We start from the raw sequence: 11,722 nt of genomic DNA, 5'->3' as shown, positions 1-11,722 counted from the left end.
GTCACATCGTCAAATTGGTTGCGCCGCCATCCAGCAGAATGTTCTGACCAACGATGAACCCCGCATGTTGAGAGCACAGGAACGCGCAGGCTGCCCCGAATTCCTGCCGCGTTCCATAGCGTCGCGCGGGAATGGTTGCCGAACGGTTTGCGCGTGCGTCTTCGATCGAGATGCCTTGCTGTGAAGCCACACCGCTGTCAAGCGCATCTGCACGATCCGTCGCGTGAATGCCGGGCAGCAGGTTGTTGATGGTCACGCCATGCGGTGCAACCTGGCGTGAAGTTCCCGCGACATATCCGGTCAAACCCGTGCGGGCTGCATTCGAAAGCCCCAGCACCGCAATTGGCGCGCGCACAGATTGCGAGGTGACGTTCACAACCCGGCCCCAACCTTTGTCCATCATTCCGGGAAGCAGCGCCTTCATGAACGCAATGGGGGTCAACATATTGGCATCCAGCGCCTTGATGAAATCATCACGCCCCCAATCCGACCATAAACCCGGCGGCGGGCCGCCGGCATTTGTCACAAGAATATCAACGCCCTGCGCTGCTTCGATCACCTGCGCCTGCCCTTCCGCAGTCGTCACGTCGCACGCGACTGTTTGTACCTCGACACCTTGCTCTGACCTGAGGCGTGCTGCCTCGCTCTCCAAAGCGTCCGAACCACGCGCATTCATCACAAGATTTACGCCAGCCTCAGCCAAAGCCTCGGCACAGCCCAAACCCAGCCCTTTGCTGCTGGCACAGACCAGCGCGCGCTTTCCTTTTAGTCCAAGGTCCATCGGATCCTCCCTGTCAGTCATTGCCGCATGTCTAGCATCGGCCAGACAGGGAAGACCAGAAACGGCTTGGGATCAGTAGAAGAACTCTTCGCGTACGATCTTGCCATCTGCGACGTGATAGACACCCACTTCACGCATATCAAAGGCTTCGCCGGTTTCCTTCACCTTACCCTGCACTTCGAAAATCACCGCAAAGCGGTCCTCGCCGTGCACAAACGGGTCGCTGACCGAAGCGCCAGAAACCTCGTGGGCTCCTTCCCACCATTCATGTTTGCCACGGATCGCGTCACGCCCTTGTACTTCGCGCCCCATGCCTGAGTAATCGACTGCTTCGACCGAAACCGCGTCTGGCGCATACAATTTCTCAAGGTTTTCCTTGGCGCGGTCCTCACGGCAGCCGGCCACCAATTCATTGGCAATCTCTTTCAAATCCATCGAATTACTCCATTATTTGTTCACTATATGTTCTTATAGCCACAAGGCCGTGATTCGAACCAGCCCCTTTGTCTTGCCTCGGCAGGATTCCCCGCCTATACGCGCGGTCATGCTTGATACCTCGAACCAACCTGCCCTGCCGCCCGAGATTGCCCGTCGCCGGACATTCGCCATCATCTCGCACCCGGATGCGGGCAAAACGACGCTGACTGAAAAGTTCCTGCTGTACGGGGGCGCCATTCAGATGGCCGGTCAGGTGCGCGCCAAGGGCGAGGCACGGCGGACACGCTCGGACTTCATGCAGATGGAGAAAGATCGCGGAATCTCGGTTTCCGCATCGGCCATGTCGTTCGACTATGGCAATTTCCGGTTCAATCTTGTTGACACGCCCGGCCACAGCGATTTCTCGGAAGATACCTACCGCACGCTGACGGCCGTGGATGCGGCCGTGATGGTGATCGACGGCGCGAAGGGTGTCGAAAGCCAGACGCAAAAACTGTTCGAGGTCTGCCGCCTGCGCGATCTGCCGATCCTGACCTTCTGTAACAAGATGGACCGCGAAAGCCGCGATACGTTTGAGATCATCGACGAAATCCAGGAGATGCTGGCCATCGACGTCACCCCCGCCGCATGGCCGATTGGCGTAGGTCGTGATTTCATCGGCTGCTACGACATGCTGCGCGACCGGCTGGAGCTGATGGACCGCGCCGACCGGAACAAGGTGGCAGAGAGCATCGAGATTAACGGGCTTGATGACCCGAAACTCGCAGAGCACGTACCCGAACATCTGCTGGAAAAGCTGCTGGAAGAGGTTGAGATGGCGCGCGAGTTGCTGCCCGCGCTGAACCCGCAGGCGGTGCTTGAAGGGCACATGACCCCGATCTGGTTCGGCTCGGCCATCAATTCGTTCGGCGTCAAGGAACTGATGGAAGGCATCGGCGCTTACGGCCCGCAGCCGCAAGTGCAATCAGCCGAACCCCGCCAGATTTCGCCGGATGAAAAGAAGGTCGCAGGCTTTGTTTTCAAGGTGCAGGCCAATATGGACCCCAAGCACCGTGACAGGGTGGCGTTTGTGCGCATGGCCTCCGGCCATTTCAAGCGCGGCATGAAGCTGACCCATGTACGGTCGAAAAAGCCGATGGCGATTTCAAACCCGGTGCTGTTTCTGGCATCTGACCGGGAACTGGCAGAAGAGGCCTGGGCCGGAGATATCATCGGCATTCCCAACCACGGCCAGCTGCGCATCGGTGACACGCTGACCGAAGGCGAGGCGCTGCGCGTCACCGGCATCCCCTCTTTCGCGCCGGAACTGCTGCAAGGCGTCCGCGCGGGCGATCCGATGAAGGCCAAGCATCTGGAAAAAGCCCTGATGCAGTTTGCCGAGGAAGGCGCGGCAAAGGTGTTCAAACCTTCGATTGGCTCGGGCTTTATCGTCGGCGTTGTCGGTGCGTTGCAGTTCGAAGTGCTCGCCAGCCGGATCGAGATGGAATACGGCCTGCCCGTGCGTTTCGAGGCGTCTCAGTTCACCTCGGCCCGCTGGGTCAGTGGTGACAAGGCCGAGGTCGAAAAGTTTGTGAATGCAAACAAGCAGCACATCGCGCACGACCATGACGGCGACATTGTCTATCTGACCCGGCTGCAATGGGACATCGACCGGGTGGTTCGGGACTATCCCGCCCTGAACCTGACCGCCACCAAAGAGATGATGGTGTGATCCAACTCACTGATTGCACAGCCGAGTCTGCCTGTGCAATTCTGCGCGCATGAGCAAGGATGAACTGACTTTCCCCGGCGGTCTGCCCGACATGCTGGACAGGTATGAAAACCGGCGCAGCCCGTTTCAGTTCGGCACCACCTCGTTGCCTGACCTTGACATCGACCTCATTGAACTGGCCGGTCGTGCATTGCCCGAAAGTGCGACTGTGCCCCCGCCAAAGCCTAATACAAGCTGGGATCGCAAGCGCGCTCAGATAGCGCGGGAATTTGTCGGAAATTCAGAACTTGCTTTCCTGAATGCCCAGTTGATCTCGAACCTGCGAAAGCGGTCCTTCCCGCGCCACGCCCCGCTTCTGTTTTGCCGCCTTTGGGACGAACAGTCGGACCACCTTCTGTCCACGCTTGATCTGCGGTGGCTGGTCTCGTCGGTTCAGACCTTTGCGGACCACGGCCAAACTGCAACCCAGCGCGAGGTTGGTCATGCGTTGCGCATGTTGTTCGGCATGATGAAGCTTTATGAGTTCGAGAGGCGCTTTTCGCAGCTGCCCCCGGCAACACCATTTCCGTATCAAAAACTGAAACACGTCCCGCTGCCCTATCAGATGAAAGGGTTTTCCCTTGGAAGTGGCGGACTGGACGTCAATCTGATTGCTCCGGTCTGGACCAAAGCCCTAAGCGACACCACCATCGCGCCACTGGTCGATCACTTGATGACCGAGCTCAACAGTGATCCCGGCGGTGTCTTTCGCCGCCTGAAACTCATGCGCGAAGCGCGCGCGCAGCGCACATGACCACATGGGGTGTCGTGTCGATGGTCAGGGGACCGACCGAAGACGTCCTTCGGTTCGTAGCCTATCACCTCGATCTGGGTGCCGAGACCATCTATATCTATCTGGATGAGCCGAACCAGCGCACGTTCGAGGCGCTGAAGGCACATCCCAGTGTTTGCGTGCAGGTTTGCGATGATGCCTATTGGCAAAAGCTAAAACGCACACGACCGGACAAGCACCAGGTTCGCCAATCGGTCAACGCCACCTATGCCTATCGTGAAACGCACCTGGATTGGCTGGCCCATATCGATGTTGACGAGTTTCTGTGGTCGCCGACCCCAATCTCGGATGTGTTGCGCGATATCGGGGACAAGGTTAACGCCGCCCGGGTCCGCCCAATCGAGGCGCTGGCAGGCGGCGAAGACCTGTACAAGGCGCATGTTCCACAAAGCCCGGCCCGAACACAGCTGATTGAGATGCTTTATCCCAACTATGGGGCTTTCGTCCTTGGCGGGTTCCTCAGCCATGTACAGGGCAAGTTGTTTGCGCGCACGGGATTGAAACGTCTGAGTTTTCGTATCCACAACCTGTTTCAGAACGGGAAATTGCTGCCGTGTAAATACGAACTTGCGCAGGTCGATCTATGCCACCGCCACGCGCCGGACTGGGATCACTGGATTGCACATTATCCGTTCCGCTTGGATCGCGGCTCGTATCAGGCTGGCATGGCCCCGAATGCCCCGCGCGAGATGGGGGGGCTGAACAAGAATGAATTGCTCAGCTGGATTGAAAGCGAACACGGCGAGGACGGGCTGCGCGCGTTCTTCAACGAGATGAGCGGCGCTGACCCAGAAGTCCGCGCCCGGCTGGAGCAGAAAGGGCTGATCCGCCACCGCGTGTTGAATCTGGACGGGAAATTGGCGAAACACTTTCCCGGAAGTTGCTGAATTGTTGCGCAAAACTCGAACCTGTCTCGATGAAACCCTGATGCAGCGGTCTTCATTTGACCCCGACCAACGTTTTTGTTATGTCCGCGTCCAAGCCGAAATGTCGCATCACGCGCATGGCCATCCGGGCCCGGCACATCTTATACGCGCGGGCCAGGTCAAGTGTCCGCATTCAACCGGACTTACATGACAAAGTTTAACGAACTGAACCTGAACCCGAAGGTCCTCAAAGCCATTGAGGAAGCCGGATACGAAACCCCAACTCCGATCCAGGCAGGTGCGATTCCGCCCGCATTGGAAGGACGCGATGTTTTGGGCATAGCTCAGACAGGCACGGGTAAAACCGCCAGCTTTACGCTGCCAATGATCACACTGCTGGCCCGTGGCCGGGCGCGTGCCCGTATGCCACGTTCGTTGGTTTTGTGCCCGACGCGGGAACTGGCCGCTCAGGTGGCCGAGAATTTCGACACCTATACCAAACACCTGAAACTGACCAAAGCGCTGTTGATCGGTGGTGTCAGCTTCAAAGAGCAAGAAGCCCTGATTGACCGTGGCGTCGACGTTCTGATCGCCACGCCGGGCCGTCTGCTGGATCATTTCGAGCGCGGCAAGCTGTTGCTGACCGGCGTGCAGATCATGGTGGTGGATGAAGCGGACCGTATGCTCGACATGGGGTTCATCCCCGATATCGAACGCATCTTCTCACTAACACCTTTCACCCGTCAGACCCTGTTCTTCTCAGCCACCATGGCATCCGAGATCGAGCGGATAACCGACACGTTCCTGTCGGCCCCTGCCCGGGTCGAAGTTGCCCGTCAGGCGACCGCATCCGAGACCATCGAACAGGGCGTGGTCATGTTCAAAGGCGGCCGTCGGGACCGCGAAGCCAGCAACAAACGCAAGGTTCTGCGTGCGCTGATCGATGCTGAAGGCGACAAATGCACAAATGCGATCATCTTCTGCAACCGCAAGACTGACGTGGATATCTGCACAAAATCCCTGAAAAAACACGGCTACAACGCGGCCGCCATCCATGGCGATCTGGACCAGTCGCAGCGGATGAAAACACTGGACGGTTTCCGTGAGGGATCATTGCGCCTGCTGGTCGCCTCAGACGTGGCTGCGCGTGGCCTGGATGTGCCAGCCGTCAGCCATGTGTTCAATTTCGACGTCCCCGGCCACCCCGAGGATTATGTGCACCGCATTGGCCGCACCGGTCGCGCCGGGCGTGAAGGCAAGGCCATCACAATCTGTTCGGGACGCGACGAAAAAGCACTGGTTGCGATCGAAAAGCTGATCCAGAAAGACATCCCGCGCTTAGACAACCCGGTCCAGGAAGACCCTAGACCCGAACAGCCAAAACCTGAGAAAAAGGCCAAAGCCCCCGAGAGCCCGAAAGAGGGCAAAAAAGTTCGCGAGCCTAAGGGGCGCAGTCGTGGACGCAAGGAAGACACCGGCCCGGCCGTCGTGGGCATGGGAGATCACCTACCCAGTTTCATCGCGCTCAGCTTCGACGAACGTCGCGCCAGCTAGATTGCTAGCACAAGTGCTAAAATCGAAAACCCAAGCAACATCATCCCGGCGATTTCGCGCCGGGTGATTGTTTCTCGGAAGAACAGGATCGACGCCATCAGGCTAAAGATCAGCTCTACCTGCCCCAACGCTTTGACATAAGCCGCATTCTGCAAGGTGAAGGCCCAGAACCAGCAAAACGAGCCACCGAGGCTGGTCAGGCCGACAAATACCCCGGTCTTTCGCGTTTGCCAGACTGCGTGCAGTTCGGCCCGGTCGCGCCACAGCAGCCATATCCCCATGCCGGTAAACTGGAATGTCACCACTGCGGCCAACGTTACCAGCGCCCGGAACCACGCATCGATATCGCCCAGTTGCAGCGACGCCCCACGATAGCTGACAGCAGAAAACGCAAACAAAACACCTGATCCAAGCCCCAATTGCGAGGCCCGATTGGTCAGATGGCGCCACCAGGGGCCGTCCCCACCGGGTGTTTTTGACAACAAAAGCACAGCCATCAACCCCAACAGGATCGCGATCAACGCGCCGCGCGAAACACTGTCCCCCAGGATCAGGAAGCCAACTATCGCAGTCTGGATCACTTCGGTTTTCTTGAAGGTAATTCCAACGGCAAAATTGCGTTGTTTGAACAGCGCCACCACGCAGATCGTGGCAAGGATTTGCGCTGTCCCGCCGATGACCGCGTAAAGCCAGAACAAACTGCTGAGCCGGGGCATACTCGCCCCAGTTATTTGCAACGCAGCACATAGCCCGATAACAGCCAAAGGCATGGAATAGGCAAACCGCGCAAAAGTGGCACCTGCGGCGGACAATTTCACGCTGGCCAGCGACTTTTGCAGCATGAAACGCACAGTCTGGAAACTGGCGGCAGCAATTGTGACAGGGATCCAGAGACTCATGCCACCCGTTGTGTCGTCAAATCAAGACTTTGGCCAGAGCGGATGTGGCACAGGGTCTTTTGCGCGAAAGAAATACTGCCGGAAAATCTGTGCATAGGACCGGTAAACATAAGCCTCATTGCAAGCCAAATACCTGTCCTTTCCGTCCCTGTACAACGTTGGCAGGCGATACCATGGTGCAGTCGGATTCATATGATGAACGACGTGCAGGTTATTGTTCAGAAACAGGAAAGCCAAAGGCCCGCGATCTTCGATGATTACCGTGCGGGCGCGGGATTTTTCATGTGCACGATGTTCCAGAAACGTACGGATCTTCAAAAGCGACAACCCCAGATAGGCCGCGATCAGATAGGCCCAAACCGGCATGGCCGATTGCGCAACAACCCACAGCACCACTACCGCGCCGGGCAGATGCACAGCCCATGCCAGCAGGATCGCCCTGTCCCCGCGCATAAATCCGCGCCATTCGTCCCGCATAAACAGAACCTGACCAAGGACGGGTCCCAGCACCATCCGCCCCAACAGCGTGTTGTTCAGGCTCAGGATCCTCTGCGCAAGCCGGGGCAATCCCGACCAGATATGCGGATCCAGATAATTCGATTCCGGGTCGTCATAGGGGTCCGTCAAGGTGGCATCCTGATGATGCGCCAGATGCAGGTCCCGAAAGCGGTTATACGGAATGGCCAATGTCAACGGCAGTGCCATCAACGCCTCATTCAGCCATTTGGCACGAAAAGGGTGCCCGTGCAGGGCCTCATGCGTCAGTGACGAATGCAAAGCCGCAACAACACCCAGAGCAGGGATAGCCAACCACAAGGATGTGTTTGCCATCCAGAACAGACCGGCAAGCCACGCAGCATAACACAAGACGATCAGGAAAAACGTGCCCCATTCGGGCGATTTGGGTGTCGTAGGGTCAGCCATTTCGGCCCCACGAAATGTTTGCCCAAATTCTTTCGTAAATCACGTACATCGTCAGGCCGATGGCCGTGTTCACCAGCGCCAGCGCCCCTCCTACAGCGGCCGAGCCTGTTGCCAACAGGCCCACCATTGTCATGATCGCCAACCCCATCGCATTCCAAACGATCGCTTTCACGACTGATCTTCGCCGCGTTTCCATTCCGAACCCCGTTTTTTTCTTACTCAAAGCGTTACATCCGGACCCCGGCATTGAAAATTCTGAATATGATTAACAAAACTCATCAATTGTGATAAAAATCATGTCATGCAGGAAAATATCGACAAGCGCGACCGTGCCGCGCAATTTCGTCTCCGCCTCGCCCGCGCGATGGAAGAGCGTCATGTCAGCCAAAGTGCCCTTGCGCGCAATATTGGCGTTGACCGCTCGACCGTTTCCCAATTGCTGACAGATCATGGCGCGCGGTTGCCCAACGCACATGTTGTTGGCGGATGTGCAGCGGCGCTCGGCGTTTCGGCCGACTGGTTGCTGAGCCTATCTGACAGGCCGGAAAGCGCGGCTGAGCTTCTGGCTAACTCGCTGACCTTTACCGAGGCCCCACGCGCCCTTGTCGATGAACGTATCTTCGAGTGGCATCAGGAGGCCGCCGGGTACAAAATCCGCTATGTCCCGGCCACCCTGCCCGACATGCTCAAGACGCGTTCGATACTGGAATGGGAATACGCCCCGCATCTGGGCCGGACCGCTGACCAAGCCATCGGCGCGTCGGCGGATCGTCTGGCATGGATGCGCAGCGCCCAGTCAGACTATGAGATCGCCATGCCGTTGTTCGAAATCGAAAGCTTTGCAAGCGCCACTGGGTATTATCAGGGTCTCAGCCCCGAGGTTCGGCTGGAACAGATCGATCACCTGTTGGCGCTGTGCGAACAGCTCTATCCGCGGATGCGTATCTATCTGTTTGACGCAAAACGGCTTTATTCCGCACCCGTGACGATTTTCGGCCCGCTGCTTTGTGTATTTTACGCAGGAAGTCACTATATGGCCTTCCGCGACCGGGATCGGATCGAGACATTCTCACGCCATTTCGACACACTGGTACGCGAGGCCGACGTGGCCGCCCGGGACTTTCCAAACCATCTGCGTCGCCTCAGAACGGCGGTTTCCCGCGACTGGTGATGCAGCGCCATCCAACCTGTGCTATTCTACTGTGGCGCGAACCATAAGGCATTCCGAACACAGACGGAGGAGCACAGGAATGGATGCAATTCAAACCGCTCAATACGCACGTGCACTTTTTGCCGCCCATGGAGACCAAGCCGAGGCCGAAGCCGCGCAAAAAATGCGCGACTGCGAAGCTGCCGGAAACCGGCAAGAAGCCCAGGACTGGCAGGCAGTCCGTCAGACCATCCGCCAGATCCGTGGTCCAAACCAGGGCTGAGTTACAATTTCGGGTCCGGGTTGACCGTGTGGCCATCCACCGCAATCACCTGACCTGAAACCAGACGTGCCGCATCTGAGGCAAGGAAGACTGCCATATTGGCGACATCCTGCGCTTCGACGAAGCGCCCCATTGAGGTGCCCGAGGCATAGCCCCGATAGACCTCATCACGGGTCATGCCCTTGGCTGCGGCCTCGCGGGTCAGGACGCCCTCCATCCGAGGGCCTTCAACTGCGCCCGGACAAATGGCATTGGCACGGATGCCATAGGGCCCCAGCTCCATCGCCAGTGTTTTCATCAACCCGATGACCGCCCATTTTGCCGACGCATAGGGCGCCCGGAACGGGTAGCCATACTGCCCAGCTGTCGACGAGGTCAGAATGATGCTGCCCGCCCGCGCCGTTTTCATCAGCGGCGCTGCATATTTTGCCGCCAGAAAAGCACCGTCCAGATTGACCGCGACACAAGAACGCCACGCGTCCAGATCAATATTCTCAATGTCATTTGTCGGGCCGGCAATACCGGCATTGGCGCAGAGCACATCCAACCCGCCTGTCGAACGGACGGCGTCAAATACCGCGCGCATGTCAGCCTCGTCCGCAACATCGGCTCGGTGCCCGGTCCAATGTTCGGGCAAAGTATCCAACGCCGCCTGATCGATATCAGTAACCCGGACGTCATAGCCAACCGCGTCAAACGCCTCGGCCATGGCCCGGCCGACGCCTGACGCGCCAGCCGTCACCAGAACCCGGCGCGTCATGAAGGCTTCCTGATCGCTGCGCCTGCGCCCTCGGGATAAGGCAATCCGGCCTGAGCCTCTGCAACCCGCGCCATAGCCGCTTCGATTTCAGCAGATGGCGCGCTGGGGCGGCGGGTTTCCAGGCTGACATGCAGCAGAAAACTTTCACCCGTGGCCAGCAGCTTGTCGCCCTCGTACATGCTGTGGAACACGTGCAGTTTCTTGCCTTGCCCCAACAGCATCTGCGTGCGCACGTCGATTTTTGCACTGGCATGAGCTTCATCCACATAGCGAATGTGGTTCTCCGCCGTGAAATAGCTGCCACCCGAGGCGATGTAATCCGCATCGCATCCGATGATTTCCATGAACCGATCGGTGGCGGCGGCAAAGGCCTCCAGATATTTCGCTTCGTTCATGTGGCCGTTGTAATCCGTCCAGTCCAGGGGAACAGCCCGCGACAGGGTCAGGATGGGCTGGCTCAGATCCGCTTGATCCAGCGTCGGCAGCGCTCCGGGTTTCAACCGTGCATCATGTTGGTTCAGCACCGCACCCGCGCCGTAATTCTGCGCCTTGAGGGCCCGCATCATGCCAACAAGATTGTTGTCGCGAATACGCTCCAGCTCTCGGATCGAATGCATCCCGGATTGTGCGTCAGATTGACTGGCGATCAAATCGACCAGTTCGTCAGTGAACTCGGGAACATCCATCAGCTTGGTCCACGGCCATTTCAAGGCAGGTCCGAACTGCGCCATGAAATGCCGCATCCCCGCCTCGCCACCGGCCACGCGGTAGGTTTCGAACAGACCCATCTGCGCCCAGCGGATGCCGAAACCCATACGGATGGCCTCGTCAATCTCTTCGGTCGTCGCAATGCCATCCTTGACCAGCCAAAGCGCCTCGCGCCAGACAGCTTCCAGGAACCGGTCGGCAATATGCGCATCGATCTCTTTCTTGACGTGTAGCGGGAAAAACCCAAGCGATTTCAACAGGTCCTGGGCCTGTTTGATCATCTCGGCCGGGTTCTTGTCCGTTGGTACAAGCTCGATCAAAGGCAGCAGGTAAACCGGGTTGAAGGGGTGAGTCACCACGATCTGCTCGGGGCGCAGCGCTCCGTCCTGAAGTTCGGACGGCTTGAACCCACTGGTCGAGGATCCGATGACCGCGCCCGGATCGCAAGCCTCCTGCAAGCCTTTGTAAACCTTCAGTTTCAAATCCAGACGTTCCGGCACACTCTCCTGTATCCAACGCGCACCCTTAACCGCTTCGGCCATGTCGCTGTGAAAGCTCAGCACACCCTCGGCTGGCAACGGAACGTCACTCAGCCCCGGCAAGGACCGTCTTGCGTTGTCCAGCACCTCGCCAATCTTGCGTTCCGCCTCGGGGTCAGGGTCAAACACCCGCACATCCCAGCCATTGAGCAGGAACCGCGCGGCCCATCCACCACCGATAACTCCGCCCCCAATAATTGCTGCCGTTTTCATGATTTCCCACCTACTGGCTGCGCATGTTTCATCTTTTTAGAAATATTCCGGGGGCTTGGGGGCT

The 11,722-nt window shown here is 58.1% G+C and carries 13 protein-coding genes; 6 read left to right on the top strand and 7 right to left on the bottom strand.

Going from position 1 to position 11,722, the window contains the following annotated elements:
* Window position 1 precedes the first annotated feature (1 nt).
* Window positions 2-781 (bottom strand): SDR family oxidoreductase, encoded by a 780-nt coding sequence (locus tag ACR0DY_RS00555; protein WP_480485424.1) that lies wholly within the window; start codon window positions 779-781, stop codon window positions 2-4.
* 72 nt (window positions 782-853) lie between these two features.
* Window positions 854-1,216 carry a SnoaL-like domain-containing protein gene (locus ACR0DY_RS00550; protein ID WP_480480611.1) on the bottom strand — a complete coding sequence of 121 codons (363 nt, stop codon included), beginning with the start codon at window positions 1,214-1,216 and terminating at the stop codon, window positions 854-856.
* A gap of 109 nt (window positions 1,217-1,325) precedes the next feature.
* Between ACR0DY_RS00550 and ACR0DY_RS00545 the strand changes: the two genes are divergently transcribed.
* The 4 genes from ACR0DY_RS00545 to ACR0DY_RS00530 all read left to right on the top strand — a co-directional run bounded on the left by ACR0DY_RS00545 (window position 1,326) and on the right by ACR0DY_RS00530 (window position 6,182).
* On the top strand, window positions 1,326-2,930 hold the full coding sequence (locus ACR0DY_RS00545; RefSeq protein WP_209503717.1) for a peptide chain release factor 3: 1,605 nt from the start codon (window positions 1,326-1,328) through the stop codon (window positions 2,928-2,930).
* 49 nt (window positions 2,931-2,979) lie between these two features.
* Window positions 2,980-3,723 (top strand): hypothetical protein, encoded by a 744-nt coding sequence (locus ACR0DY_RS00540; RefSeq protein ID WP_480480609.1) that lies wholly within the window; start codon window positions 2,980-2,982, stop codon window positions 3,721-3,723.
* Window positions 3,720-4,649: a glycosyltransferase family 2 protein gene (locus ACR0DY_RS00535; protein ID WP_480545505.1), complete on the top strand. Its 930-nt coding sequence runs from the start codon at window positions 3,720-3,722 to the stop codon at window positions 4,647-4,649. Before ACR0DY_RS00540 ends, ACR0DY_RS00535 begins: the two co-directional genes overlap by 4 nt.
* Window positions 4,650-4,835: 186 nt before the next feature.
* The gene (locus ACR0DY_RS00530; RefSeq protein WP_480897671.1) at window positions 4,836-6,182 is read left to right on the top strand and encodes a DEAD/DEAH box helicase; all 1,347 of its coding nucleotides are present in this window, start codon (window positions 4,836-4,838) and stop codon (window positions 6,180-6,182) included.
* Here the strand turns inward: ACR0DY_RS00530 and ACR0DY_RS00525 are convergent.
* The 3 genes from ACR0DY_RS00525 to ACR0DY_RS00515 are packed head-to-tail and all read right to left on the bottom strand — an operon-like array spanning window position 6,179 to window position 8,201.
* Window positions 6,179-7,081, bottom strand: a complete 903-nt coding sequence (locus ACR0DY_RS00525; protein ID WP_480545501.1) for an EamA family transporter — start codon at window positions 7,079-7,081, stop codon at window positions 6,179-6,181. The two genes, ACR0DY_RS00530 and ACR0DY_RS00525, sit on opposite strands and share 4 nt — an antisense overlap.
* Before the next feature lie 21 nt (window positions 7,082-7,102).
* Window positions 7,103-8,005, bottom strand: a complete 903-nt coding sequence (locus tag ACR0DY_RS00520; RefSeq protein WP_480545499.1) for a fatty acid desaturase — start codon at window positions 8,003-8,005, stop codon at window positions 7,103-7,105.
* On the bottom strand, window positions 7,998-8,201 hold the full coding sequence (locus ACR0DY_RS00515) for a DUF2061 domain-containing protein (protein WP_267366130.1): 204 nt from the start codon (window positions 8,199-8,201) through the stop codon (window positions 7,998-8,000). Before ACR0DY_RS00515 ends, ACR0DY_RS00520 begins: the two co-directional genes overlap by 8 nt.
* Before the next feature lie 105 nt (window positions 8,202-8,306).
* Here ACR0DY_RS00515 and ACR0DY_RS00510 point away from each other — a divergent pair, with 105 nt between their 5' ends.
* Together ACR0DY_RS00510 and ACR0DY_RS00505 are read left to right on the top strand one after the other, a co-directional pair.
* Complete coding sequence (locus tag ACR0DY_RS00510; RefSeq protein WP_480485412.1) at window positions 8,307-9,176, top strand: helix-turn-helix domain-containing protein; 870 nt, start codon at window positions 8,307-8,309, stop codon at window positions 9,174-9,176.
* A 79-nt stretch (window positions 9,177-9,255) separates the two neighbouring features.
* Window positions 9,256-9,438, top strand: a complete 183-nt coding sequence (locus ACR0DY_RS00505) for a hypothetical protein (protein WP_267366128.1) — start codon at window positions 9,256-9,258, stop codon at window positions 9,436-9,438.
* A 1-nt stretch (window position 9,439) separates the two neighbouring features.
* Here the strand turns inward: ACR0DY_RS00505 and ACR0DY_RS00500 are convergent, their stop codons facing one another.
* Entirely contained in the window at window positions 9,440-10,198 is a 759-nt protein-coding gene (locus tag ACR0DY_RS00500; RefSeq protein ID WP_480485410.1) for an SDR family oxidoreductase, read from the bottom strand.
* Window positions 10,195-11,661: a carnitine 3-dehydrogenase gene (locus ACR0DY_RS00495; RefSeq protein ID WP_480897792.1), complete on the bottom strand. Its 1,467-nt coding sequence runs from the start codon at window positions 11,659-11,661 to the stop codon at window positions 10,195-10,197. The genes ACR0DY_RS00500 and ACR0DY_RS00495 overlap by 4 nt, the downstream gene beginning before the upstream one ends.
* Window positions 11,662-11,722 lie beyond the last annotated feature (61 nt).

Source organism: Ruegeria sp. O6, from assembly GCF_056535045.1.
This window is presented reverse-complemented; position numbering and strand designations above follow the sequence as displayed.

Coding starts and splice junctions, on each gene's coding strand:
- ACR0DY_RS00555 (WP_480485424.1), bottom strand. CDS start 781: ATGGACCTTGGACTAAAAGGAAAGCGCGCGCTGGTCTGTGCCAGCAGC.
- ACR0DY_RS00550 (WP_480480611.1), bottom strand. CDS start 1,216: ATGGATTTGAAAGAGATTGCCAATGAATTGGTGGCCGGCTGCCGTGAG.
- ACR0DY_RS00545 (WP_209503717.1), top strand. CDS start 1,326: ATGCTTGATACCTCGAACCAACCTGCCCTGCCGCCCGAGATTGCCCGT.
- ACR0DY_RS00540 (WP_480480609.1), top strand. CDS start 2,980: ATGAGCAAGGATGAACTGACTTTCCCCGGCGGTCTGCCCGACATGCTG.
- ACR0DY_RS00535 (WP_480545505.1), top strand. CDS start 3,720: ATGACCACATGGGGTGTCGTGTCGATGGTCAGGGGACCGACCGAAGAC.
- ACR0DY_RS00530 (WP_480897671.1), top strand. CDS start 4,836: ATGACAAAGTTTAACGAACTGAACCTGAACCCGAAGGTCCTCAAAGCC.
- ACR0DY_RS00525 (WP_480545501.1), bottom strand. CDS start 7,081: ATGAGTCTCTGGATCCCTGTCACAATTGCTGCCGCCAGTTTCCAGACT.
- ACR0DY_RS00520 (WP_480545499.1), bottom strand. CDS start 8,005: ATGGCTGACCCTACGACACCCAAATCGCCCGAATGGGGCACGTTTTTC.
- ACR0DY_RS00515 (WP_267366130.1), bottom strand. CDS start 8,201: ATGGAAACGCGGCGAAGATCAGTCGTGAAAGCGATCGTTTGGAATGCG.
- ACR0DY_RS00510 (WP_480485412.1), top strand. CDS start 8,307: ATGCAGGAAAATATCGACAAGCGCGACCGTGCCGCGCAATTTCGTCTC.
- ACR0DY_RS00505 (WP_267366128.1), top strand. CDS start 9,256: ATGGATGCAATTCAAACCGCTCAATACGCACGTGCACTTTTTGCCGCC.
- ACR0DY_RS00500 (WP_480485410.1), bottom strand. CDS start 10,198: ATGACGCGCCGGGTTCTGGTGACGGCTGGCGCGTCAGGCGTCGGCCGG.